The sequence below is a fragment of the Actinomyces denticolens genome, from assembly GCF_002072185.1.
In the GTDB taxonomy this organism is placed as follows: Bacteria; Actinomycetota; Actinomycetes; order Actinomycetales; family Actinomycetaceae; genus Actinomyces; species Actinomyces denticolens.
The window spans coordinates 22,199-47,796 of sequence record NZ_MVIW01000015.1 but is presented as its reverse complement, the minus strand read 5'-3'; the positions used below and the strand labels follow the sequence as shown (position 1 = coordinate 47,796).

Here is a 25,598-nt window from a genome sequence, read left to right as displayed (position 1 = left end):
CGGGCGGCGCGAGGGGCGCCGCCCGCCGGAGGGGGCGCTGGATCAGGCGGCCTCGACGGGCCTGCCGTCCAGGACCGTGGGGCGGCCGTGGAGGAAGGTGGCCATGACCCGGCCGGGCAGCTCCATGCCCGCGTAGGGGCTGTTCGCCGAGCGCGTCCACTGGGCAGCGGGGTCGACGACCCGCTTGACCGCCGGGTCGACGAGGCAGAGGTTCGCGGGCGCCCCGGCGTCGAGCCCCTGGCCCTGATCCTCGGCGCGCCCGATGAGGGCGGGCGTGGTGGACAAGACGCGGGCGACATCGCGCCAGGTCATGCGGCCGGTCTCGACCATCGTGGCGATGATGATCGGCAGGGCCGTCTCCAGGCCGGTCATGCCGAAGGCCCCGGCGGCCCACTCGCAGTCCTTGTCCTCCACGGGGTGGGGGGCGTGGTCGGTGCCGACGACGTCGATGGTGCCGTCGGCGAGGGCCTTGCGGACGGCCTCGACGTCCTCGGCAGTGCGCAGCGGCGGGTTGACCTTGTACAGCGGTGAGTAGGTGCGCGCCTTCTCATCGGTGAGCAGGAGGTGGTGCGGGGTGACCTCGGCGGTGACGTTGATACCCCGGGCCTTGGCCCAGCGGATGATGTCGACGCTGCCGGCGGTGGACAGGTGGCACACGTGCAGGCGCGAGCCCACGTGCTCGGCCAGGAGCACGTCGCGGGCGATGATCGACTCCTCGGCGACGGCGGGCCAGCCGCGCAGGCCGAGCTCGGCGGACAGGGCCCCCTCGTGCATCTGGGATCCCTCGGTGAGGCGGGGGTCCTGGGAGTGCTGGGCGATGACGCCGTCGAAGGCCTTGACGTACTCCAGGGCACGGCGCATGAGCACGGGGTCGGAGACGCACTTGCCGTCGTCGGAGAAGACGCGCACCCGGGCCTCGGAGGCCGCCATCGCGCCCATCTCGGACAGGTGCTCGCCCTTCAGGCCCGCCGAGACGGCGCCCACGGGGTGGACGTCGACCCAGCCGGCCTCGCGGCCGAGCCGCAGGACCTGTTCGACGACGCCGGCGTTGTCCTGGACGGGGTTGGTGTTGGCCATGGCGAACACGGCCGTGTATCCGCCGACGGCGGCGGCCCGGGTGCCGGTGAAGACGGTCTCGGCGTCCTCGCCGCCGGGCTCGCGCAGGTGGGTGTGGATGTCGACGAGGCCCGGGAGGGCGATGAGGCCGGTGGCGTCGTGGCGGGCGGCGTCGGCGGGCGCCTGGGCGGCGGCGTCGGGGCCGATCGCGGCGATCGCGCCGCCGATGATGAGGATGTCGGCGGTGTCCTCGCCGTAGGGGCGGGCACCGGTGATGAGGTGGGCGGTCACAGCTGGTTCCCTTCGTCGGCGAGGAGGAGGTAGAGGGCGGCCATGCGCACGGAGACCCCGTTGCCGACCTGCTCGATGATGCGCGAGCGCGGGTCGTCCGCGGCCTCGGCGGTGATCTCCAGGCCGCGGTTCATGGGCCCGGGGTGCATGACGATGGCGTGCTCGGGCATGGCGGCCCGGCGCAGGGCGTCCAGGCCGTAGGCGCGCGAGTACTCGGCGGGGCTGGGGAAGAAGCCGCCGCCCGCGGCGCTCATGCGCTCGCGCTGAACGCGCAGCATCATGACGGCGTCGGGCTCGACGGAGGCGATGGCGTCGTCGAAGTCGTAGGAGACCTCGCAGGGCCAGTCCTCCATGCCCACGGGCAGGAGGGTCGGCGGGGCGACGAGGGTGACGCGGGCCCCCAGGTGGGTGAGCATGTCCACGTTGGAGCGGGCCACGCGCGAGTGGAGGACATCCCCGACGATGATGACCCGGGCGCCGTCCAGGTCGCGGCCCTGGGGGGCGGGCGAGCCGTCGGCTGCGCGCCCGGCCCCGCTGGCGGGTCCGCCGGGGGCGTACCAGCGGCGCAGGGTCATGGCGTCCAGGAGCGACTGAGTGGGGTGCTGGTGGGTGCCGTCGCCCGCGTTGAGCACGGGGACGTTGATCCAGCCGGCGTGGGCCAGGAGGTGGGCGGCGCCCGAGGCGCTGTGGCGCACCACGACGGCGTCGGCGCCCATGGCCATGATCGTCTGGGCGGTGTCCTTGAGGGACTCGCCCTTGGACAGGGAGGAGCCCTTGGCGGAGAAGTTGATGACGTCGGCGCTCAGGCGCTTGGCGGCGGCCTCGAAGGAGAGGCGCGTGCGCGTGGAGTCCTCGAAGAAGAGGTTGACGATGGTCTTGCCCCGCAGGGTGGGCAGCTTCTTGACGGCGTGCTTCTGGGTGGCGGCCATCGCCTCGGCGGTGTCGAGGACCATGACGGTCTCGTCGTGGTCCAGGTCCTTGGCGCTCAGCAGGTGCTTCATCGGGCGGCCTCCTCGCTGGTCGGGATGGTCTGGATCGTGACGGCGTCCGCGGCGGCGCCCAGCTCGGTGAGCGCGACGACGACCTTCTCGGACCGGGAGGTGGGCAGGTTCTTCCCGACGTAGTCGGCGCGGATGGGCAGCTCGCGGTGGCCCCGGTCCACGAGGACGGCCAGCTGCACGGAGGAGGGGCGGCCGATGGCGCCGATGGCGTCCAGGGCGGCGCGGATGGTGCGGCCCGAGTAGAGGACGTCGTCGACGAGGATGACGGTGCGCCCGTCGATGCCCCCGGCGGGAATGGTGGTGGGCCGCGGCACGCGGATGGGGTGGCGGCCCAGGTCATCGCGGTACATCGTGATGTCGAGGGTGCCGACCTCGATCATGGGGTCGCCGTTGGCGGCGGGATCGATCGCGGTGCTGGTCGAGGCGGCGACGGCGAGGGCCTCGGCCAGCCGGTGCGCAAGCGGCACTCCCCCGCTGGGGATGCCCAGGAGGACCACGTCCTCCAATCCGCGGTTGCGCTCGATCACCTCGTGCGCGATGCGCAGGAGGGAGCGCGCGATCTCGGCATCGCCGAGGATCTTCTTCCCGCTCGTGGGTGCGCCAGCACTGGCGCCTGACAGATTCGTGGCCATGAAGGCCCCCCTTCCCCGCCTCTCCGGACGGACTTAAAGGATGTCTGGCGGGTTGAGGTTAGCGCGTGGCGGGTCGCCCGGCCGGGCGCGACCGCATCATGGGCCTGTGATGCCGGCCACGTGACGCGCGACAGCAGGCGTGCCTCGAGCCTTCCGGGATCGGGCGGAGGGGCGCTCACCCCCGCGCGGCGAGCAGGTCGGCGAAGGGCATCGGCTCCCGACCGGTGAGGGCTCGCACGTCGTCGGTGACGACGTCGAGGGCCCCGGAGGCGATGGCGGTGTAGGTGCTCACCCAGCCGTCCAGTTCCCAGTCCGGTGCCCCGTACGGCTCGCGGCTGGCGTAGGCCTCCTCGATCGTCTCGGCGCGGTAGACGGTGGGGCTGCCGTGCTCGGTGAGCACCTGGGCGATCTCTGCCAGGCTGAGGGACGCCGGGCCGGTGAGCCGGTAGGTGGCGCCGTCGTGCGCCGATGCCGGGCGCCGCCCTGAGCCTGCGAGGTCCAGGAGGACCGCGCCGGCGCAGCGGCCGACGTCCGCCCTGGCGACGGCGCCCACGCGCCCGTCCCCCGCCGGTCCCGCGATGACGCCGTTCACGGCGAACTCGGGGAAGTCGTCGGCGTAGAAGGAGTCCTGAAGGAAGGTCCATCCCATGCCGGAGGCCTCCAGGGCCCGCTCGGTGGACCAGTGGGTGCGCGCGTAGGTGAAGACGGCGTCGGGGGCGGCCGACAGGAACGAGGTGTAGACGACGTGCCCCACGCCGGCCTCGCGCGCGGCCCCGATGAGGGACAGATGCTGCTCGAGCCGGTCCTGGGCCTCGTGCGCCGAGACCATGAGGAGGACGTCGATCCCCTCCAGGGCGGCCCTGCAGGCCTCCTGATCGCCGTAGGGCGCCACCACGACATCGTCGGCCCACGACGGGGCGCGGGAGGGGTCCCTCACGAGGAGACGAGCGGGCACGCCCCCGGTGTGGAGGATGTCGGCGGCCATGCCGCCGACGTGGCCGGTCGCGCCGGTGACAGCGATGCGGGTGCTCATGCGATCAGCCTAGCCCGGCGCCGTCGACGGGGCGCGGACGGTTGGGGACGGTGTGGGGAGGCGAGCCCGCCCCTGGACGAACTGGATGACTCAAGCACCACCAATCCTGACAGCCCGGCCCGGCCCAGCCGCCCCTCCCGCCCTTCCCGGTGTCCGCAACGTCAAGCCTCGTGTGCACAGCACCCGCTACGCTCCCAAATCGAAACCGCCCACGACGAACTGCTTTGTGATACCATAAACCAGTCGACAACGCGGTTGACGATCGCCATCCGATCGTGCCGACATTGTCGGAAAATTAACCCTCGCATGCGCAGTTTCGGGAAGAATTCGGAGCCAGCAGGAAGTCGAACTCATGCTCCGAGCAGCCGGCTATACGCAATACAAATTAGTCGGATCTTCTCGTCGTCGATTCACTTTCGCTGCTAGTTGAAGAGGAACTATTATGGCCGCTCCACCTTCCGCGCTCAAAGGGACTAACATCTCGCACGATTTTGGTTCGGACGTTCAAGTCATTAAGTCGATATCATTCGCAGCAGACTCGGAGATCATCGGCCTGATTGGATCTAATGGCGCTGGCAAGAGTACTCTTCTCAAAATCATTGCCGGCGAAATTCGTCCTACGGTTGGGAAAATCGTTACGAATTCGCAGCCGTATTACATGGCACAGGCCGTGGCACCCAACGATATGCGCACAGTCGCGCAGTTCCTCGAGGTCGAGAATTATCTTCTGGCATATAACAGGATAATGAAAGGAGATGTTCTATCGAATGATTTGACGCTCCTCGAGGGACGGTGGGATTTAATCGATCGTTTGGACAAGATTCGTTCTATATGGTTTCCTTCGATCCCGTTAGATCGACCCATTTCGAATATTTCTGGCGGCGAATATGCTTCACTTACCTTTGCATATCTAGAACTTCATCAGCCAAAAATAGTCCTTCTCGATGAGCCTTCGAATAACTTGGATATTGCCCGAAGACAACTTTTGATCAGTTTTCTCACCAACTACAAATATACCGTCATTATTGCGACGCATGACCGCAGACTCCTCCGATATGTTGACGTGATATGGGAGTTAAGAGAAAGCCAACTCACGGTTGTCCGGGGGACGTATGCCGATTATTTGGCGATGAACGAGTCGAGGCGCAGTCAGCGCGAGCAGAGGATTTCTAACGCCTCCAAAGAAGTGAGTAGAGTAAATAGAGAAGTCCGTGCTCTTGAAAGACGTCAGGCATCGAGGAGTAAAAAAGATCGCTCCGCAGCATCGAATAAGCGAAGTTCTAAGATGTCGATGAACGGGCTCAAAAGCCGCTCTGAAGCCTCATCGGGACGAGAGAGAGCTCGGCTTCTAAACCGAAAACAAAGAGCGGAAACAGAACGCAATATTGCAGCATCAGAAATGATCGAGTTGCCACAAATCCGTTTACAAGGACTTCTCGACAGCCCTGATCTGCAGTCTGATAAAATTCTGCGTCTTTCGGACGTTAAAGGTTGGAGTACTTATATAGGAGGTCAAGATCGAGTTGCCCTGCTTGGGGATAATGGGATAGGAAAATCTACGCTAGTACGTAGCATCATCGACGAAAGTCCCTGCCTTCACGTTCGCGCTTGGGGCGAGATCGTCGGAACGAATTCATCCCGGGTGGCCGTCCTCACTCAGAATTCTTCACATTTAAATGATGACAATTCAATCAGAGAGGAGCTCGTATCTTCACTCGACCACTACGACGATCAAGAGATATTCTCCGTTCTCGCTCGGTTATCATTCGGCGCGAGTCGTTCGAACGAATTGGTGCGAGACTTATCTGGCGGCGAAAGATTTAGGATAGCTCTTTCTAAAATCCTTTTGTCTAAACATTCAAAGCAGTTAATTGTCTTAGACGAACCGACAAATAGTTTAGACATCGACAGTTTGAGAGCTGTCGAGGAAATGCTGACTCAGTTTTCTGGCGCTATTTTGGTAATAAGCCACGATATTGAGTTCCTTTACAATATATCAGTCAATCGTTGGATTGAGCTTACCAGCCACGGTCTATTTGAACTCACTAGTCCGCCGAAGGGCTTCGGTTGCCCTTCTGGCTCTCCCGGTTTGAGGGGGTAGCCGGGGTGAGGAGGCGCGTCACGGGTGGGACGGGATCGAGGCCCTGGGTGATCATGAGGTTGCTCAAGACTCACCATGATGTCGAGGACCTCAACGATGGCCCACACTCTACCCGTCCCGCCGGTTGGGGGTGGATCGTCCTGGGTGCGGCGGCGGGTCTGCTGGATGATCTTCTTGATGGCCATGCCGGTGGCGTCCCGGAGGTGGCGGACGACGACCAGGGAGGCCATGACCATGGTCAGGTGCGCTCCTGGTGGAGTCCCCCTGTCGTGCCCCGGCCGTCGCCGAGATCTACTATGACACTCACCGCGATGATCAACCGGCCGTCACGTGACAACAACCTCTTTACAAAACCCGGGACTATCCAAGATCCCATTCCAAGTGTCAGGAGTCAGGTGTCGGCGAGGTCGACGACACGGCCGAGCAGGCCGCCGAGGGCGCCTCATTATTGGGCCATGTGTGCGCCGACCTGGCCAACCGAACCGCAGCATCTCCGACGTGCTGATCGTAGTGGGGGCATCTCCCGCTTGAGAGCGAAGCGCCGCGGAGGAATGCGAAGGCCTGCTGGGACTTCCCGAGGCCATCGAGGCGACCTGGCCCGACTCGGTGGTGCAGACCTGCATGGTCCACCTGATCCGCTCCTCGATGCGCAACGCGAGCCTACGGGGACCGGGACCGCAAGAAGGTCGCCGCCGCCGTCAAGCTCCTATGGCTGGCGATCTGCGACATCGAGGACAAACGAGCCCACCAACGGGTCAAGGAAACGGGCCAAGAACACCGGCAAGCCCGCCAAGGACAGGCGACAGGCACTCCAAGGGCCACCTCGTCGAAGACCAGACCAGGCTCGGCGGCAGATCCCGCAAGAGCCCCCAATCGTCACCGATGTCCTGAGGCAGAACTGTCACCCAAATTCTGAAACATCGCACTCCATCCTATCGGATCAGGGGAGAACAAAATCTCCCGGTGTCCGAATAACACGACTTACTCCAGTGCACGCACCACAGAACCCCACGGCACTTCCCTCGTGCCCACAGAATCTAGGTAGTCCCGGAGCTATCAAATGCCCCAGTGTCCTCAGCCGCGAAGATCACGATCGAGGTCAGCAGGTGGCCAGCGTCGCAGTTCCATCTTCCTGACAGCTCCCAGGTCTCCCTCCCCGCGCCCAGGGCGAGAGGCCTGGCCAGGGCCGCGCAGAAGCCTCCCGAGGGGTCGATGACGACGTCGGCCTCCTCGAAGCCGAGCCACTGGCGCGCCAGAGGGAACCACGCCTTGTACACGCTCTCTTTGACACTGAACAGGAGCCTGTCCCAGGCGGTGTCAGGACGGCAGGCCAGGAGCAGCCGGAGCCGCTCGGCCTCATCCTCTGAGGCGACAGCCCTCAGCACCCCCGCAGGCAGCCTCTCGTTGGGCTCGGCGTCGATACCTACCGTGCACACTTCACCAGCCAGCGCGACAGCCGCGGCCCGGTAGCCGACGCAGTGGGTCATGCTTCCCACCACCCCATCTGGCCAGGTCGGTGAGCCCGCCTCACCCGGGACCATAGGGGGCCGACCGAACCCCAGTTCTCCCAGCGCCTCGCGCGCACAGCGCCGAACCGTAGTGAACTCACGCCGCCGTTTCGGCACCGCCCGAGAGATGTGAGCAACTTCCTCAGGATACAACGGCTCAGGATCATCATCATGACGACGCTCACTAACCCGGACACACCCCGGTACCAACTCCCTCAAGGACACACCACTCACGAGCCGCACCTGACGCGCCGCAGCCCCGGCGTCCGGGAACGCCCACTCCACTCCCGAGGATAACCCAACGAAACCTCCTCATAACGCACCCCGTCGACCACACTGGAACTCGGCATGTGCAGGTGCCCATAGACCACAGTATCAATCGGGTAGCGCAGGTGCCATCGCTCAGTCAGCCGTGTACCGCACCACAACGGGATATGAGGCGAGAACATATGAGCAGTAGGCTCAGCCCTCAAAGGATAGTGGTTGACCACCATAATTGGCTCACCACGCGGCAGCGCCGCCAGACGGCCCTCAGTCACCCGCACCCGCTCCCGGCACCACTCAGCCCGACTCGCATAAGGGTCAGGATGCAGCACCACCTCGTCGGTCAGCATGTGCCCAGCCGCGACAGCACGCTCATAGGCCTCCTGAGACGACAACCACGACGGGTGGAACGAATAGTCATACAACAGAAAAGTAGGCACCACACGACTTACACGCCCCCGCGGACCCCTCCAGATAGGAAACGGATCCTCCGGCGTCAGGACACCAACCTCCCGACAGCACCTGACCAGCTCCTCATACTTAGCCTGCCCCCGCAGACCGCCCCCATCTCCCGGACGAGCCCACAGTTCATGGTTACCGGGCACCCACACCACCCGCACAAACCTGGCCGCCAGCGCCTCCAGCACCGAGACGACCTCGTCAACACGTTCACCAACATCCCCAGGCACCACAAGCCAGTCCTCCGGATGCTCCGGCACCAATGACGCCACAACCTCCTGATTAGCCTCATAATGCACATGCAGGTCACTCAACGCAAGCACATGAGGATGCAGACACGAGACGCACGACATAAACAAGTCCTCACCCAGAACACCCACCCGCACAGTAGCATAGGATCGTCCGCCCATCACAGCCTCAGGCCGCCAGCCCACCATCCACACGAATCACCGTCCCAGTGACGTAAGTACTGTCAGGACCAGCCAGAAACGCGACGACGCTGGCAACCTCTTCAGGCAGCGCCGCCCTGCGCATGGGGATCTGAGACAGAGCGTCGTCAGAGATCGAGTCGTGCGCCATCTCCGTGCGGACCAGGCCAGGCGCAACAGCGTTGCAGCGCACGCCTCGCTCTGCGAGCTCCCTGGCCACCGACTTGGTCAGGCCGATCATCCCGGACTTGGCCGCAGCGTAGTTGGACTGGCCCACCGTACCAGTCAGCCCTGACACAGACGCCACGTTGATAATGGAGCCGTGACGCTGGCGCAGGAAGCCGAAGTAGCACTCGCGCGTCAGGAGGAAGGCTCCACGGAGGCTGACAGCCACGACCCGGTCGAAGTCCTCATCGCTGATCATGGCCGTTACGTTGTCCCGGATGACACCAGCGTTGTTCACCAGGACCTGGGGGTAGCCCAGCTCGTCGATAATCTCCTTGACCGTGGTGCGGACCTGGGAGGAGTCACTCACATCGCACTGATAGCCGACTGCCCGGCCGCCAGCCGCCCGGACCGCGGCACAGGCGTCATCGGTGGTCGACACTGCCGAGGAGCACAGCACCGCGACATCGTGGCCGTCCCGCCCCAGGCGCTCGACCACGGCGCGACCGATACCGCGCGAGCCTCCGGTCACAACAGCCACCGGCCTCATTCCTGGCCCGCCTTCTGCTCGAGGACGTCAGCCAGCTCCCCGAGGTTCTGGGCGTCAGCAAAGCTGACCAACGCGGTCCACACACCCAGCTCCTCCATGGCATCGGTGATGATGTCGGCACGATCAACAGAGTTGGCTCCCAGGTCTCTGAGGCTATCGGCCTGAGTCACAACCTGGTCCTCAGGCAGCCCGAGAATCTCCCGGGCAGAGGCGACGAGAGCCTCGAAGGCGGTATCCGTGGTCATTGTTCTTCCTTTCTCTCGAGAAGTGTTCCTGGGGATCAGCCGTCATACAGGGTCGCTAGGCGCTCAGCGACCTCAGGCCGGTGAATGGTGCGCTCGTGCATAACGAGCTCGATCTCAATCTGCGAGGCGAGCCGCGCCCGCAGGTCGGCGACGAGGGCATCCTTCAGGATGATCAGCGAGTGACGGGGGCGCTCGGCGTACACACGCGCCAGTTGCAGCGCCTCATCCACCACGTCGCGCCGTGTCACCACAGGGTACGGAACACCGCGCCGCCCGAGCTCGACACCACGGTAGGTCTTGGCGCTGAGCAGCATCTCATTGCCCAGTACCTGCCCCAGCCGGGCTGGAAAGACCAACGTGGAGCCGAACCCTGGGGTGAAGCCGTACTTCATGAAAGTCGCCCCATAGACGCCCTCGGCCGCCAGGACGGCAGAGTCCGCGAACAGTCCCAGCGACAGTCCCCCGCCGATAGCGTGGCCCTGCATCGCCGCGATCACAGGCACCGGGCAGGACAACGGGAGCGAGTACACCGCCGCCCCGGAGTTCTCACCCAAAAAAGTGGAACGACCGGCATGCAGGTCAATCAGCGATTCCCGGGTTCCTCCGCAGCAGAAGTAGGGGCCCACCCCCGTCAGCACGACCGCGCGCACCGACTCATCCTCCTCCACGGCCGCGAAACGCTCCTGCAACTGTCGCAGAAGACTGGCCGTGAATGTGTTCCCGCCCTCCTGGTCGCACATCTGGATGAGGGCGATCCCGTCATATGGATGATTCAGTGTGACGACGTCCCCGCTCATCTCACACCCACTCGTACTCGCGGTGGTACTCACGGATACGTGACAGGACTAGCCGTCGCCCACCCCGCGCGCGAGCACCCGGAATAAGATCCAGGTCAAGGTCGACGTTACGGGTGCCGAAGGCCACGGCCCCGTTCGTGCGCAGCAGCATCTCGTACTCGGGGATGCTGAGCCGGTACCGGCTGTCCAGGTGGTCGGCGATGCGGCGTTTAGCCACCAGCTCCTGGCTGTCCCGGTCGAAGACGCCGCTGTAGAACTCCGAGGAACAGCCCGAGCCGTAGGAGAATACTCCCAGTCTGCAGGAACGCGACACCTCGGCGTGGTGGATGGTACTGAGGATATTAAGGTACACCGTCGCCCCCATGACGTTTCCGACTCTGCGACAGAACTCGATACCGGGACGCACACGGGAATCAAAGTCGCGGTCAATCTCCTCCTGCTTGCGCACCTTGGCGACGCGACGCATCATCGTGCGGTGCGCCCCCTTGACCATTCCCCCGAAAGGCGTGTGGAAGCTCAAGTAGTCAAAGGTCCTCTGGTAGTCCACACCGGCCACGCGCGAGGCGTAGTCGCGGTAGGCGTTCTCGCAGCAGTCCAGGTAGGACAGCAGTGACAGGTCCGCGTCACCTGCCTCGCTGTCCGGGACCGGTCGGCAGGTGTCCATCACCTCGTAGCTGTAGAGCCCGTAGGCCCCCGGATCCAGTCGGAGCACATGCGGCTGCTGACTCACGAGCATGGCGATCGCCCCCGCTCCCCCACTTGGCTCAGCGAAGGACCAGTCCGACTGCAGGGCCTCACCGGCGTCAGCGGCAGTGAAACGGGCCAGGTCGGTGGCGACGACGAGCGCCTTGGCTCCCGAGGAGAGCGCGTAGGAGGCTGCCATCATCAGACCAGCGGTACCCGAGAAGCAGGCGTTCTTGACCTCGAACAGCCGGCACCGGCGTGACAGCCCCAGCATCTCGTGGATGTAGGTACTCATTGACTTCCCGAAGTCAATGCCGGACTCGGTGCAGGTGATAACCATCTCGATGCTGTCGCGCTCTCGCGGGGACATGGCGGAGACGATCGGCTCGGCCGCGTTGACGCCATAGGACACCGGATCCTCATAGGGAAGCGGGACAGAGCGCTGCGACATCAGCAGGTTCTCAAAGCGGCTATTATCCAACTGGCGGTGGCGCGCCAGCTCCTCGACATCCAGGTACGCGCTTCCTCCATAGAAGTTGATGGCCTCAATTCCTGACAGCCGGCTCATCTCTGGACCCTTTCGTCTTCGTCCCGGCTTTCGCTCGAGGGGCGCGCCTTAGGCAGGCTGGCAAGAAGCTCGGCGCGCACAATTTCCAGTACTTGCGCCTCTGACTGCTCTACGTTGATGAACTGATGATCCCCCGCGAGGACGTGAAGGTTGACCTCTCGCGCTCCCAGGTCCTCCCACGCACGCGATTCTGCCAGAGAGACCCCGTAGTCGTCAACGCCGTGGAGCACCGTCATAGGCACGTCCAGCTTCTCACCTTCCGCGTGTTTGTATCGGTCGATCAGGCAGCAGGCCGCAAGCAGTTGCGGAAGAGTAGCGCGTGTCTCCGCCTCAGAGTACTTCCACGCCTTCACGTAGGCAGCCACTACCGCATTGAGGCGATGCTCGTCTCCCTCGACCTCATCGAACTGGGGAATCCGGTCGAATCCCTCGCGCTGCAACTCACGCAGCACTTTCTCGGTGCCTCCGTTGGGACGATTAGGGGCGGTGAACCCCGAGACAAAGGCGCGGACCACGTTAAGCGCCCCGCTGGTGCGCAGGCGGTGAGCCAGACGGAAAGAGAAAAGCGATCCCCAACTGTGCCCGAAGGTGGCGACGGGCAGATCTGAGAGGGCCTCTCCGACAATGCTCTCCAGCGTTTCGCAGAACCTGTCGACGTAGACCGGGGGCGCCTCGCGCAGGCGTGACGCGTCCATTCCCGGTAGCTGGACTGCCAGGACCTGGATCTCGGGCCCCAGGACCTCTTGCCACCCGTCGAACATGTCCGCGCTTCGGTACCCGTTCGGGAAGCACAGCAGCCTCACCCTCGCGGGCCTCGAGAGTTTCTCAGTGCCGCGCAGCCAGTGCGACAGGGAGGTGTCCACGGCATCATCCCCACGCCGGTCCTGCCGGTGCCGCTGCATCGCCGCGGCGATGTCCTGCGCGAGCCCGGCCAGGTTGTCCGCGTCCAGAAGGTCGGTGAGGGTGAGCGTCGTGCCAGTGCGCTCAGACACCTTGGTGTAGAGCTCCATACCCGTCATCGAGTCCAGCCCGAGGTCCTGCATCGCTAGCGCCGCTGATACCTCTGCCCGCTCCATCCCAAGGACCTCACTGACCAGATCCTGGAGCATCTCGAGCACAAGAGCGACCTTTCCCTCCTGCGAAGAACGCTGGAAGCGCGCGAGCAGAGCCTCGTCCACTCCCCGCTGGGAGGACTGAGCGGCCGTCATCAGGGCGATCCTCTCCTCATCAAAGGCCTTGAGGACAACACGACCCATGTCAAGCTGTACAGCACCAGCATCGCTGGACACAGACAAGGAACCACTGAGGGTGCCCGAGTCGACGTCGATATCGTCAACGGTCACACGACCCCACCGCGGACCTTCCACGTCGTCGGGCGCGGTGGAGCCCCACAGCCGCACCCGCTCCACCCTCTGCACCATGTACTTCTGGCCAGCCGGTGTCCGCTCGTGAGAGAACCGGTTGAACGCCTGCGCGCAGGCATCGACGAAACCAGGGTGGAAGCCAAGCGCGTACTGGCCCCGACGGGGGGTGCCATCGGCTCTGCTCAGCTCCACGATCCCGCAGGTGCCATGTCGACGGCCAGAGACGACGGCCCGCACGGAGGGGCCGAAGTAGAAGCCCTTGTCGTTCTCCAGCGGACCATAGAACTCCTCCTGCGAGAATGGGACAGCCTCCTCGTCGTCAGCGAACGGCGCATCGGGGCACGGGTCGTGCGTCACCGACAACGCGCCACGCGCGATTGACGCCCACGACGCGCCCCCAGCCTCCCGGGTGTAGATCTTGAACGTCCCGGCAGGAAAGTCCTCGCTGAAGCTCAGCAGCACCTCGACCGGAGTATCCGGCGGGACGACCAGAGCCTGCAGCAGCTCCATCCACTCGACAACGAGGTGCCCTTCGTCCAGGACGGGGCTGGCCGCGCGCGAAAGGAGCTCCATGTAGTAGCCGATATGGACGATTCCAGAGTTGTCCGCCGCCTCACTGAAGCTCTCAGCGGAGAAGACATGCAGGATGTTGGGGTCAGTCCCGGGAAGGTCCAGTCGCGCCCCGTCGAGGGCGAACCTGTGAGCGTCGAGCAGCGTGCGCGGTCCTGGCTCATCCGCCTCCAGCCAGTAGCGCACATGCTGGAACGGGTAGGTGGGAAGCTGTACTCCTCGCTCCAAGAGAGGCCCTCCCCTGGGCCACCGCACTGACCCTCCCAGAGCAGTTGTCTGAGCCAGAACCCTCGAGATCTCGGGTTTGCCGTCAGCGTCGCCGGTGCGCAGCAGGACAACGTCGTCGCGCGCGCTCTGCAGGTGTCCGACCCCTCCCAGGAGCACGAAGCGGTAGCCCATCCTCTCGATGCCGGGCAGCGGGGACGACGAGGACGCCCCAGAGGCCGCATCAGCGCAGGCCATCTCCCAGGCAGCACGAGTGTCCCGCTCCACGGCGCCCGCCTCCCAGGAGCAGTAGCGCACACGGGGACTGCGCAGCCGGGGAGCCCCGGGCCTCTCCCCCCGCGCTATCTGGCACAAGGCCCCGGCCGCAGAGTCCAGGTCGACCAGGCCAGCCAGCACGGCGGCAGCCATCGCCCCGCCTCCACAGCCAGTGACCAGGCTCGGCTCCACGCCCAGCTGTCGAAGCATCGTTCCCAGCGCGTAGGCATGGGAGAAGACATCTGCCAGGTCGCCAGCGCCCTGTGCGGCGGCAGCCGCGACCGCGCGGGCCTCGGCGTAGCCCGGCCACCTCGCCCACAGCTCCTGCTGGTCAGCATCAGTCTTGTCCGACCCAAGAGCGAGAACGAACTTGGGTGGGATCTGGTCATCGGTGTGCGCCAGCAGCGCACGACCGTCGCTCAAGGTCAGGAACAGACGCCGACGGGCAGCGTAGCGGTCCCGGCCGTGGCTGGTTCCGAGAATCTCAACGGCGTCAGCGTAAAGATCCTCCCTGCCCTCCGCCCATCGACTCATCTCGTCAAGCACCTGGACGGCCTCGGAGACCGAGCGCGGAAGAACCAGCAGCCGGTGCTCGAACAGCGCCCGGCCCAGGTTGGTCTGCTGGCACACCGCGTCCAGGTCGACGTCGGGGTGGGCACGGAAGAAGTCCGCGTACCGCCGTACCTGCTCGAGCAGGGACTCCGAGGTCCTCGCTGACAACGTCAGCACCGGATCACTAGCAGAGGGCGCGGCCGCCGGCGGAGTCGGAGCCTCCTCGAGCACGACGTGGGCGTTGGTCCCGCTGAAGCCGAACGCGCTCACCGCGGCACGACGCGGTCGCCCCTCCGGACGCGGCCACTGCTCGCGTTCTCGCGGGAAAGCGATACCACGGCCCTCGCCGACGCGGGGATTCACCTCGGTGAGGCCAGCGACCGGGACGAACTCACCGTGGTACACCTGGAGCACAGCCTTGATCAGCCCGGCCATGCCGGAGGCGCACTCCAGGTGGCCGATGTTGCCCTTCGCCGCCCCTAGCCGCAGCGGCTCCTGCCGGTCCCCGTAGACGCTGCGAATCGCGTCGGTCTCGATCGGGTCCCCGAGCAGGGTTCCAGTGCCGTGGGTCTCAAGCATGTCGATCTCATCAGGGCTGACCTCGGCGACCTTGAGCGCCCGGGCGAGGACATCACGCTGGGCATGCGCGCTGGGCACCGTGAGTCCGCTGCTCTCGCCGTCGTTGTTGATGGCGGCGCCGCGCAGCACCGCCCAGACACGGTCACCAGCGTCTATCGCGGCTCCAAGCCGCTTGAGCACGACGACACCGCACCCCTCGCCGCGGCCGTAGCCGTCAGCGTCGGCGGAGAAGGGCTTACTGCGGCCGTCCGGAGCAAGAGCGTTCATGGCGCACAGACTGGACATCACAGACGGTGCCAGCATCAGGCTGCAGCCCGCCGCCAGGGCGACGTCGCAGTCCTCCTGGCGCAGCGCGTCCATCGCGAGCTTGACGGCGACCAGCGACGACGAACAAGCCGTGTCGACGGACACCGCAGGACCGTTGAGGCCAAGGGTGTAGCAGACGCGCCCAGCGGCCACGCTGGAGACGACTCCCGTGGACACGTACTGATCTACATCTGACACCGAGCCGATCAGGTTGCCGTACTCGGAGTTGCCCGAGATACCCAGGTACACCCCGGTCTGGCTGCCAGCCAGACTCAGAGGGTCGATTCCAGCGTCCTCAAGGGACTCCCACACGATCTCGAGCAGCAGCCGCTGCTGCGGATCCACCGAGCGGCACTCGACCGGCGCCATCTTGAAGAACCTGGCGTCGAAGCCCGCGACGTCGTCCTCCAAGAAGTGGGCACTGCGCACGTAGGACCGGCCAGGCCTGGCCGGGGCGGGACTGTAGAAGGCGTCCGCGTCCCACCGCTGCTCCGGGACCGGTACGACGGTCGTGACACCGTCCCGCACAACGCGCCAGTAGTCCTCGGGGCTCCTTGCAGCACCCGGAAACCGGCAGGCCATGCCGACGATGGCGATCGGCTCCGGGTGGCTGCGTCGTCGCACCGCCTCAAGGTCCGCCCGCAACTCGCGGATGGTGGAGATTGACTGCTTCAGTAAGCCGACGGTACTAGTTGCCATGGTTTCCCAATTCCATAGTTGACATCTCGATCTCTGCCCTGAGCAGCTCGGCCAGCGCTTCCTCGTCCAAGTTGTCCAGATCGTCCGGCAGGGGCGACGTTGAGAATGCGACCGCGTCCTGGCCCGCGCCGAAGCCGTCCATCTCACCAGCAGCCACCGCCTCGGTATCAAATACCGTGGACAGCCTCTCCAGATCGCCCTTGGTCACAATGACGTGAGGCCTGCCGCTGGCCAAGGCCCAGGTGAGGCATCTCCACGCGTCCTCTGCCTCCAGCGGCTCGACACCCATGTGCCTGCGCATCTGCTTACGGACCGCCTCAGTGGCGGGCATGCCGCCCACCCCTCCCCAGAACGACCAACTGATCGACACGGAGCGCCCAGGGCACAAGGCTTCGCGTCGGACCATGGACTGGTCCAGCGACGCGTTGGCGAAGCAGTAGTCGCTCTGGCCGTAGTTTCCAAGCACGCCCGCCACCGAGCTAAAGGCGACGAAGACGTCCAGGTCGAGACCGGCAACAGCCTCCTCAAGAGCTGCGGTACCAGCGACCTTGGGGGCCAGGACGGCCGCCGCGTCCTCAGGGGACTTGCCCAGCATGGCTCCGTCACGGACGAGACCAGCCGCGTGGATCACGCCGTTCAGGCTCCCGTGACGAGCGAGGATGTCGTCAACGCGCTCACGGACCGCACCGCCGTCGCCAAGGTCCATGCTGATGTACTCAGCACTGCCACCAGCGGCGCGAATCTCGGCAACCACCTCGTCGGACTCCTCGTCTGGCCGACGGCGTCCCGCGAGCACCACAGTTGCCCCGTACCGGCTCGCAAGCTCACGGGCGAACAGGGAACCGAGCCCGCCGCGCCCGCCGGTCACCAGGTAGACACCGCGCTCCCGGAAGGGCAAAGGCGCCGAGACGCCGGGTAATCCGGTGAAACCACGTCTCTCCAGGTCCGGGGCAAGACGGGACTCAACCGCCGCGCTATCGGCGCTCAGTACCCGGAGCGCGCTCTCGGCCACCTTCGCGCACGGCAGCGAAGGCACCGCCACCTCAAGGGTACGCACATCCAGGCCCGGCACCTCTATCCGGACCGCACGGGCGAAGCCGCCGATACCAGCCGCGGCCGATGGCGCGAACCCGTCATCGGCACGGCCGTATCCCACCAGCACCCTGGTGGGTTCCTCGGTAGACGCTCGCAGGGCCTGGCACAGAGCCATCACCGTGCAGTAGCCGGCATCCAACTGCTCGGACAGCGCCTCATCGTCTCTGCTCCACCACACCAGGACGTGGGAGATGGTCTCGCCGACCTGTTCGAGAAGCCAGTCCAGGTCAGGTCTGCTGCTCGTGCGGACGCAGAAGCTGTCCGCGCCGACGCGCTGCCGAGACGCGCCCGGGCGAACAAGGACGATGCGACGCGGACGAGCTCCGGGCGGCAGCGCCACCAGCGCGTCATACAGGTCAGGAGTGTCAGCCAGCAGAAGCAGGACATCCGGAGCCTTCTCGTCGCCGTCCTCGGGCGGAACAGGGATCCAGGTCGGTGCCAGCAGGGTGACCGGGTAGTCCGGTGCCGCGGGCGGCGCAGCCAGTGCCTCATGGTCCTGCCCATAGTCCTGTTCCAGCTCTTCCAGCAGGTAGCCGGTCAGCTTCTCGATCGTCGGATAGGTGAAGACCATCTGCATGTCCAGCGCCCTGCCCACACGCTCCTCGATCGCGTTCGACAGATCAGTGGAGCTGATGGAGTCCATGCCCATGTCAAAGAAGCCTCTGGACGCCTCCAGCGCCCCAGGATCCTTGTACCCGAGAGTGGCCGCCACGAGCCGTCTTACCTCGGCCTCAACAGCGGCCTCGCGTTCGGCGGGCGTCGCACCGCTCAGAACCACGGCAAGCGATGGCTCGACAGTGCTGTCCTCGGCGGCCGCAGCGGCCTCGCTCTCACCCTCACCGGCCCCCTCCTGGGCCGGTAGCACAGGCGCATCGTTGTAGAGCCAGTGCTCCGTTCGGGCAAAGGAGTAGCCCGGCAGGGGCACGACCGAGCCCGTTCGCCATCCCTCGCCCCACAGCAGCCGCCCCCGGGTCCAGGCCCGGCCAGCGTCAAGAAGCTGCCCAGGACCGGGGCGCGCTGTCACGCGCGCCGGCTCAGCATCCGCGTCTGGCTCGGCCGTGCCCAGGACGACGGGTCCTTCGTCGCCGTCAAGATAGGAGCGCAGCGCGGAGCGCACTTCGCCCACGGTGGAGGCAACCAGCGCGAGCCGGTGGGACAGCGCGGGCCGTGCGAGCCGCAGTGTCGTGGCCACCGCTGCCAGCGACGGCTGGCCAGCGTCGCCGCCATCAAGCGCGGTGAGGAGAGCCCGGACCTGACGACCAAGCGAGTCCCCGTCCGTGCCGGAGACGACGACGAGCTCCGGCTCACGACCCTCTGCGAGCTGGACCCGAGCAGGCGCCTCTTCAAGAACAAGGTGCGCGTTGGCCCCTCCTGCGCCGAAGGAACTGATGCCCGCTCGTAGCGGGACCTCGGCGCCGTCAACGACTTTGCGCTGCCACGGCTCGCCCTTGGTCGGCAGCCGGAACGGCGTGCGCTCCAGCGCAAGGCGGGGATTGACCGTCGCCGAGTTGGTGCGATGAGGAAAGCACTCGCCCCTGCTCATCTCAAGCACTACCTTGATCACCTGCGCGATCCCGGCAGCGGCCTCGGCATGACCCATGTTCGCCTTGACCGAGGAGATCACCACGCTGCCCTGCTCCGCGCCCTCGTAGGCCGCCGTCAGCGCCTCAACCTCGATAGGGTCACCGAGGTCGGTACCCGTTCCGTGCGCCTCCAGACGCGTCACTGTGCGGGCATCGACCCGTGCTGAGGCCAAGGCCTCACGCACCAGCGCCGTCTGGGCAGCCGGGCTGGGGACGGTGTAGCCGTGCACTCGACCACCATGGTTCACCGCGGATCCCCTGACCACAGCGTAGACGTGGTCTCCATCCGCACGAGCGTCGCTCAGACGCTTGAGGAGGACCGCACCGACCCCGTCGGATGGGACGTATCCGCTGCCTCCGTCGCCAAAGCTGTGGCAGCGGCCGTCCTGCGCGACGAACCCGAGCATGGACAGAGTCGCCATCTTGGCGGGATGGAGGAGAAGGTTGACGCCCCCGGCCACTGCGGCATCCGCGCGACCGGCGCGCAGGTCGGCGCACGCCGTGTGCAGCGCGGTGAGCGAGGAGGAGCACGCGGTGTCCACGGCGATACTGGGGCCCTGCAGGTCCAGGTGGTAAGAGACACGATTGGCCGCGGAATAGTGCTGGGAGTCCACCGGCACCAGTCGTCCGCGTGCCAGCTCCTGCGCGCCGAGCAGGGCGTAATCCTTGAATGACACACCGGCGTAGACGCCGGTGCGTGTGGTCAGGACCCGCTGACCGGTAGCAGCGTGGGAGGGCGGCACGTATCCGGCGTCGGCCACGCACTGCCAGACGCACTCCAGGAGGATCCGCTCCTGCGGATCCATATAGGCAGCCGTGGAAGGAGCGATGCCGAAGAACTCGGCGTCGAAGCACCGCTCCTCGTCAATGAAGCCGCCCCAGCGCAGCCGGAGCTCTTCGTAGCGGCGCCAGTCCCACCGGTGCGGCGGCGCCTCGCTCACCAAGTCCTCGCCCGCCCGCAGCCGTGCGGCCAGCGCACCGGTGTCCGGAGCGCCCGGGAAGCGCCCAGCGACACCGACAATGGCGATATCGTCATCCTCCCCGGTACCCGCGTGATCCGCTGGACTCGCTTGAGACACCACCGGCACCGGCACCGCCTCGGCCAGGTCATCGGCATCCCTGCTGTCAGCGCAACGGGTGACAATGGCGTCGACAACGTCACCCACCGTCCTCGCCTGGAACATCAGGGAGGCTGGCAGCTTCGGCAACCGCGTCTCGAGCGCGGAGAGGAGCTGACGGATGCGGATGGAGTCCGTCCCGTACGCCTCCAGCGGGCTGCCGACGTCCAGTCGGTCCCGCGGGATACCCAGGACCCGAGAGAAGGTGCTCAGGACGAAGTCCTCGACGGAGCCGGTCCTGTGCGGGGCATGGTCCGGCAGCTCTGGTGCTGGCTCGCCCGCGGCGGTCGCGGGTGCCAGGGGCCGGCCCGCGCCAGTCGGTGTCAGCCAGCACACGTCCTCACGGAAGGGGTACAGCGGCAGAGACACACGACGTGGTCGGCGCCCCTGCCACGCCGGGGCCCAGTCGACGGGCACCCCCAGGACCCACATACGCGCGGCGTCGGCCCAACGGCGCTGCCGAACGGCGTCGGCGACGAACCCCTGCGTGAACTGCGTGCCCAGCACGTCAGTCAGACCGGCAGGCTGGCTGGATGGCGCGGTCAGCAGGGCATCATGCTCCCTTCCCCGCACCAGTGCCTCCAGGGCCTCGCTCAGCTCCTGAGTGGAGCTGGCCAGCACCGCTACCCGGTGGGGGTGCGCGACACGGCCCAGCTGGGACGTGGCGGCGATCTGGGCAAGGGTCGGTAGTGGCGCGGCCGCAGGACCTGCCGGAGCGTCGAGGGCCTGGATCTCGCTCACGCGCCGCGCTCCCGGCGACATCACGTCAAGTCCGGCCCGCTCCAGCACCCGGCCCCAGGTGACAGCGTCCAGTCCCAGATCCTCAAGGCAGTCGTCCTCATCCACGCTGCCGGTGGGCAGGGCAAGAACCTCCTCCAGCGCCGCGGTCAGGGGCGCGCCGGAGCCCACAGGCCGCGGGCGCAGCCAACGACGCCAGGAGTCCACCACGGCATCAAGGCGCTCAGCGTCGGGAGCGGACAGCACCACCAGCTGCGGACCGTCGTCACCAGCGTGCGGATCTGGCTGGGCAGGAGCCTCCTCCACCACGATGTTCGCGTTGGCCCCTCCTGCTCCGAACGCGCTCACAACGGCTCGCAGGGGCTCATCAGCACGTAGCGGGGCCCAGGTGGCGGCGCGCTGGGGAACCCGGAAGCCTGCCGACACCAGGTCCAGGTTCGGGTTGGGCGGCGCTGAGTGCAGCGACGGGACGACCGTACGGTGCCGCAGCTGGAGGACCACCTTGGTCAGCGCCGCCACACCCGCAGCAGACTCCGCGTGGCCGATGGAGGACTTCACCGAGCCTAGCCAGACCTGGGGGTGGTCACTGGCGTCACCAAGCGCGTGGGTCAGGCCGACCAGCTCGATGGGATCCCCCAGCGCAGTCCCAGTGCCATGCGCCTCGACGCAGCTCACCGTCGCCGGGTCGACACCAGCAGCGCTCAGGGCCGCGCCGATCACATCGCCCTCGGCGACGGGGCTGGGCACCGTGTACCCGTTGGTCCTGCCGGCGGCGTTCAGCGCGCTGCCCCGCAGGACAGCATGGACGTGATCCCCGTCAGCCAGTGCCCTCCGCAGCGGTTTGAGCACGACCGCGCCCACGCCCTCTGCCGGGACGTAACCGTCACCACCGGCACCGAAGGAGCGGCAGCGTCCGTCGGTGGAGAGGAACCCCGCCTGCGACAGGGTCACATACTTCGCCGGGTGGGGCATGATGTTGACACCACCGACGATCGCGGCCTCGCACTCACCCGTCGCCAGGCTCCTGCACGCCAGGTGGAGGGCTGTCAGGGATGACGAGCACATGGTGTCGACCGCGACGCTGGGGCCACGCAGCCCAAGGGTCCAGCTCACTCGGTTGACGATGGAGGAGAAGGAGCCCCCTCCGCGCACGCCGGCCGCATCAGCAAGCAGCTGGTAGTGGCTGAACATGGCTCCAGCGAAGACGCCGATCTCGCGCCCGTCCAGCTGGTCAGGCGCATACCCCGCCTCCTCCAGCGCGTGCCAGGCTGTCTGCAGGAACAGCCGTTCCTGCGGGTCGATATAGGCGGCCTCGGCCGGCGAGATGCCGAAGAAGAGCGGGTCAAAGCATTCGATACCGTCGAGGAAGCCTCCCCAGCGACTGACCGTGCTGCCGGGGCGGCGCCCCTCTGGGTCGAAGATCCTCTCGTGGTCCCAGCGTGAGCCCGGCACCTCCGTCACCGCGTCCACACCTTCGCGCAGGTTGTGCCAGAAGCTGTCAAGGTCGGGAGCCTGCGGGTAGCGTCCGGCGATACCGATGATCGCGAAATCACGACGGAGCGATCCGGACGACTCAGCGCTGCCTGCTGGTCCTGAGGCGCTCGCGCCCGCCCCAGCACGTGCCCGGGCCGCGAGCAGGTCCCACTTGCCAGGCAGCGGGCTCGTCGGCGGAGGCGGCACCGCGACGCCAGCGGGCCCGCCGCTGGGGCGCTCGGAGGGCTCGCTGGCACCGGGACCGGTATCCGGAGCGGCCTGGTGCTGGGCAGCCAGACGCGCGGCGAGCTCACGAGGGTTGTCGTGCTCGAAGAACAAGGTCTTGGGGAGCTGGCCGAAGTGCTTCTCCAGGGCCGCAGTCAGGGACAGCGCCAGGATGGACTCCACGCCCATCCTCCGAAAACTGGTGACAGGCGTCACCTCCTCAGCGTCCAGTCCGGTGACCTCCCGAACAACCTGTAGCACGATCTCCTCAACACGGTCCCCAGCGATGCGCGCGTCCGGAGCCGCTGACTCGCCGCCCCGCGCCAAGGCGGTCATCACGGACTGGGCGCCCTCGCTCACTGGCACCAGGACCGGCACCCCCGCCGACACCGCGTGCTGGCAGGCGCTGACAGCCTGCTCAGTGGACAGGCTCACCGCGGTACTTGCCGTCTCCGGCAGGCTGTCCACCATCGCGGTGCCGCGCACGGCGGGCAAAACCACTGAGCACGTCGCGCCATGCCGCTCGCCCCGGAGCCGCTGAGCCTCCCGCCGTACAGCGAAACCGTCGAGAAAACCGTTGGCAAAGGCGTAGTCGGCCTGGCCCACATTGGCCAAGGTCCCCGCGAGGGAGGAGCAGAGCAGGAAGAACGCGAGCGGGTCATCGCGCGTCATCTCGTCGATGCAGGTGGCCCCAAGGACCTTGGGAGCGGCCACCGCCCGCGCGGACGCGGCGGTCTTCATCCTGACAAAGGCGTCGTCAACCGCGCCAGCGGCGTGGACAACACCCCGCAAGACGCCATCGGCGCGCAGGCGCGCGGTCATGTCCGCAACCGCGACGCGGTCGGTCACGTCGCACCGCTCGTAACGCACGGCGACACCAGCCGCCCTCAGGTCCGCGAGCACCCGGGCCGGTCCAGGGGCATCCTGCGGGCTGCGGCCCACCAGAGCAAGGGTGCAACCGCTCTCGGCACCGATGCTGCGTGCCAGGACTCTGCCGACGTCACCGGTGCCGCCAGTAACCAGCACGATCTCCTCAGTCGACATCGCCGGCCACTGGGGCACTGGCTCGTGGCCAACTGCTGGAGCAGGCACGACCTGGAGCACCTCCCGGCCCTGCGTGAAGACACGCACCCAGTCGTCGTGCCCGCGCAGCTCAGCGCATAGGCGCTGAGCCAGGTCAGCCGTCACAGGGCCGGCCACAACCATTGAACGCAGCCGCACCAGCGGATCCTCCAGCGTGACCACCCGGCCCATTGCCGCCTCGGCCCACGGCAGCGCCTGGGCGGGACCGGATGCCGCGTCGTGCACGACGATCACGTCCACAGCCCTGTCACGCCGGAGAGCCATCACGCTGTGAACCAGCTCCAGCAGCACCTCGAGCCACGCGACAGGATCGGCGCACGATCCGGGAACCAGGACGGCGGCAGGAGGACGGCCCTGCCGGTCCATGTCCCTGAGCGCAGGTGCCACAGCGCTCCACTCCCCGACCCTGTTGACAGCCACGCCCGCCTGAGCGAGGCAGTCGCGGATCCCGGTCCCAGGCCACTGGCCACCAGGTGGATCGACGGCGATGACGTCGCGGATATCGCCGTCCACCGCCCGAGGCCCCGTCGACGCCCGCGTCGCTGCAACACGTAAGTAGCTGAGCTCCTGTTCAGGCATGATATGGCTCCTTCAGCTCACGCAGGACAAGGCCGTCGATCTCGACAATCACGCGTCCCGCCTCGTCTGCCACAGACAGGTCCAGGACGAACCGGTCTGCTGGCCCACAACGTCGGATGAGGTGCGCCCACGCCCGCATGGGCAGGGGGCCATCACTGAACCTCGCCGACTCCGCCGCGTATGGGAGGTACAGCCCTTGCTCGGAGCCGAGCAGGACCGCGCACTCGAACGCCGCGTTCAGCATGGGAGCCAGCAAGGAGGGGCTCTCGCTCTCCAGGGCACCCAGGCGCGCAAGCACCTGGTCGCCGCGAGAGCTGCACGCCCGCAGCTGGCGGTAGCAGCCGAGATGATCGAGACCGCAGGAGGCCAGCAGCCGGCGCACAGGCGCGGCGTCACTGGGCTCGCCGCAGATCCCACGCAGGGCGTCAAGGTCAAGCCCCGGCACGACCGGGGCAGTCGGCTCCAGGCTCACCGTCGCGCTGGCCGCTGGCACCGCGCGGTCCTGCGCCACGACCTCGGCGCGCAGGGACTCAGCCGTTGGAGTCAGTACAGTGCGCACGTCAATGGGCGAATCGAGAGGAACCATGGCGGGCCACACGATGTCAGTCAAGGTGTGCGCAGGATGCTCAAGGCTGGCGGAGGCGGCGGTCCGCATCATCTCGAGCGATGCCGCGCCAGCCAGCACCGGCTGACCGGCGACGCGGTGGTCAGCCGCCTGCGGTACCCCCGGGCCCAGGCTGCTCACGAACTGCTGGGTGAACAGGGTTGACTCGTTGCGGTGCACCAGTGGGTACAGTGTCTCCCGCGCGCCCGGGAGCGAGGCGCCGTGGGTGGGGGGAACGGGTGGGACGGTGACAGCCGTTGGTCTCCAGTGGCGACGGCGGGCAAAGGGGTAGCCCGGCAGCGAGATCCGTCGGCTGCCCTGGGGACGTGGCCACGCGACCTTCTCCCCGGCCAGCCAGGCGCGTCCGGTGTCCGTGAGCGCAGGACGCCCGGTCTTCCTGGACACCAGCGCGTCAAGCTCCCGTTCCAGCTCCTCCTGGCTGCTGGCCACGACAAGGGCTCGGTGATCCTGAGCCAGGCGCCCCGCCTGGAGGGTGAAAGCGATGTCGACGAGGTCCTCGGGCTGCAGCGAGCGCGACCGCGACCACTCGAGGAGCTGGCTCGCCAGCACGCCCAGGTCACCCTGACGGCACGCGGAGAGCGGTATCTCCACCGTCACCGGCATGGCGGGGGCGGGGCGCTCCCGCTCTGGCTCAGGCGCAGAAGTCACGATGACATGGGCGTTGGTACCACCCGCGCCGAAGGTCGAGATCCCGGCCGTGCAGTGCGCAGGATCGGGCCACGGACGGGTGCTGGTCACCAGCTCCAG

General features: G+C 66.7%; 14 protein-coding genes and 1 pseudogene (1 of these 15 cut by a window edge). 2 read left to right on the top strand and 13 right to left on the bottom strand.

The features are described 5' to 3' along the window. Positions 1 to 42: 42 nt before the first annotated feature. The 4 genes from B1H55_RS05885 to B1H55_RS05870 all read right to left on the bottom strand — a co-directional run bounded on the left by B1H55_RS05885 (position 43) and on the right by B1H55_RS05870 (position 4,013). Positions 43 to 1,347: a dihydroorotase gene (locus B1H55_RS05885; protein WP_077241089.1), complete on the bottom strand. Its 1,305-nt coding sequence runs from the start codon at positions 1,345 to 1,347 to the stop codon at positions 43 to 45. Continuing rightward, positions 1,344 to 2,348 carry an aspartate carbamoyltransferase catalytic subunit gene (locus tag B1H55_RS05880; RefSeq protein ID WP_077241088.1) on the bottom strand — a complete coding sequence of 335 codons (1,005 nt, stop codon included), beginning with the start codon at positions 2,346 to 2,348 and terminating at the stop codon, positions 1,344 to 1,346. Before B1H55_RS05880 ends, B1H55_RS05885 begins: the two co-directional genes overlap by 4 nt. Continuing rightward, the gene (pyrR, locus tag B1H55_RS05875; protein WP_077241087.1) at positions 2,345 to 2,980 is read right to left on the bottom strand and encodes a bifunctional pyr operon transcriptional regulator/uracil phosphoribosyltransferase PyrR; all 636 of its coding nucleotides are present in this window, start codon (positions 2,978 to 2,980) and stop codon (positions 2,345 to 2,347) included. The genes B1H55_RS05880 and pyrR overlap by 4 nt, the downstream gene beginning before the upstream one ends. Positions 2,981 to 3,155: 175 nt before the next feature. Beyond that, entirely contained in the window at positions 3,156 to 4,013 is an 858-nt protein-coding gene (locus B1H55_RS05870; protein ID WP_077241086.1) for an SDR family oxidoreductase, read from the bottom strand. 442 nt (positions 4,014 to 4,455) lie between these two features. On the opposite strand from B1H55_RS05870, the gene B1H55_RS12295 reads away from it, so the two are divergent. Next, a complete protein-coding gene (locus B1H55_RS12295) occupies positions 4,456 to 6,114 on the top strand; it encodes an ATP-binding cassette domain-containing protein (RefSeq protein ID WP_143221427.1) in 1,659 nt (552 codons plus the stop codon). A gap of 552 nt (positions 6,115 to 6,666) precedes the next feature. Further along, positions 6,667 to 6,832: pseudogene (locus B1H55_RS13085) on the top strand (transposase); the annotation flags it as partial. A gap of 319 nt (positions 6,833 to 7,151) precedes the next feature. On the opposite strand, the gene B1H55_RS13010 reads toward B1H55_RS13085, so the two are convergent. The 9 genes from B1H55_RS13010 to B1H55_RS05810 form a co-directional block, all read right to left on the bottom strand. After that, positions 7,152 to 7,847 carry a 4'-phosphopantetheinyl transferase family protein gene (locus tag B1H55_RS13010; protein ID WP_269459590.1) on the bottom strand — a complete coding sequence of 232 codons (696 nt, stop codon included), beginning with the start codon at positions 7,845 to 7,847 and terminating at the stop codon, positions 7,152 to 7,154. Positions 7,848 to 7,852: 5 nt separating this feature from the next. Next, complete coding sequence (locus tag B1H55_RS05845; protein ID WP_077241084.1) at positions 7,853 to 8,698, bottom strand: metallophosphoesterase family protein; 846 nt, start codon at positions 8,696 to 8,698, stop codon at positions 7,853 to 7,855. A gap of 64 nt (positions 8,699 to 8,762) precedes the next feature. Beyond that, positions 8,763 to 9,488, bottom strand: a complete 726-nt coding sequence (gene fabG / locus B1H55_RS05840) for a 3-oxoacyl-ACP reductase FabG (RefSeq protein WP_043508389.1) — start codon at positions 9,486 to 9,488, stop codon at positions 8,763 to 8,765. After that, positions 9,485 to 9,733, bottom strand: a complete 249-nt coding sequence (locus B1H55_RS05835) for an acyl carrier protein (protein WP_077241083.1) — start codon at positions 9,731 to 9,733, stop codon at positions 9,485 to 9,487. The genes fabG and B1H55_RS05835 overlap by 4 nt, the downstream gene beginning before the upstream one ends. A 35-nt stretch (positions 9,734 to 9,768) precedes the next feature. After that, entirely contained in the window at positions 9,769 to 10,530 is a 762-nt protein-coding gene (locus tag B1H55_RS05830; protein ID WP_077241082.1) for a polyketide synthase, read from the bottom strand. A gap of 1 nt (position 10,531) precedes the next feature. Further along, the gene (locus B1H55_RS05825) at positions 10,532 to 11,782 is read right to left on the bottom strand and encodes a hydroxymethylglutaryl-CoA synthase family protein (protein WP_077241081.1); all 1,251 of its coding nucleotides are present in this window, start codon (positions 11,780 to 11,782) and stop codon (positions 10,532 to 10,534) included. Then, positions 11,779 to 16,332, bottom strand: a complete 4,554-nt coding sequence (locus B1H55_RS05820) for a beta-ketoacyl synthase N-terminal-like domain-containing protein (protein WP_080461633.1) — start codon at positions 16,330 to 16,332, stop codon at positions 11,779 to 11,781. Before B1H55_RS05820 ends, B1H55_RS05825 begins: the two co-directional genes overlap by 4 nt. After that, positions 16,322 to 24,226 carry an SDR family NAD(P)-dependent oxidoreductase gene (locus B1H55_RS05815; RefSeq protein ID WP_077241079.1) on the bottom strand — a complete coding sequence of 2,635 codons (7,905 nt, stop codon included), beginning with the start codon at positions 24,224 to 24,226 and terminating at the stop codon, positions 16,322 to 16,324. The genes B1H55_RS05820 and B1H55_RS05815 overlap by 11 nt, the downstream gene beginning before the upstream one ends. Further along, on the bottom strand, positions 24,219 to 25,598 hold the end of the coding sequence (locus tag B1H55_RS05810) for an SDR family NAD(P)-dependent oxidoreductase (protein ID WP_077241078.1). 9,693 nt of this gene lie beyond the right edge of the window; the window shows 1,380 of its 11,073 coding nt (coding positions 9,694-11,073); its start codon lies off the right edge, out of view — the gene reads right to left on this strand; its stop codon occupies positions 24,219 to 24,221. Before B1H55_RS05810 ends, B1H55_RS05815 begins: the two co-directional genes overlap by 8 nt.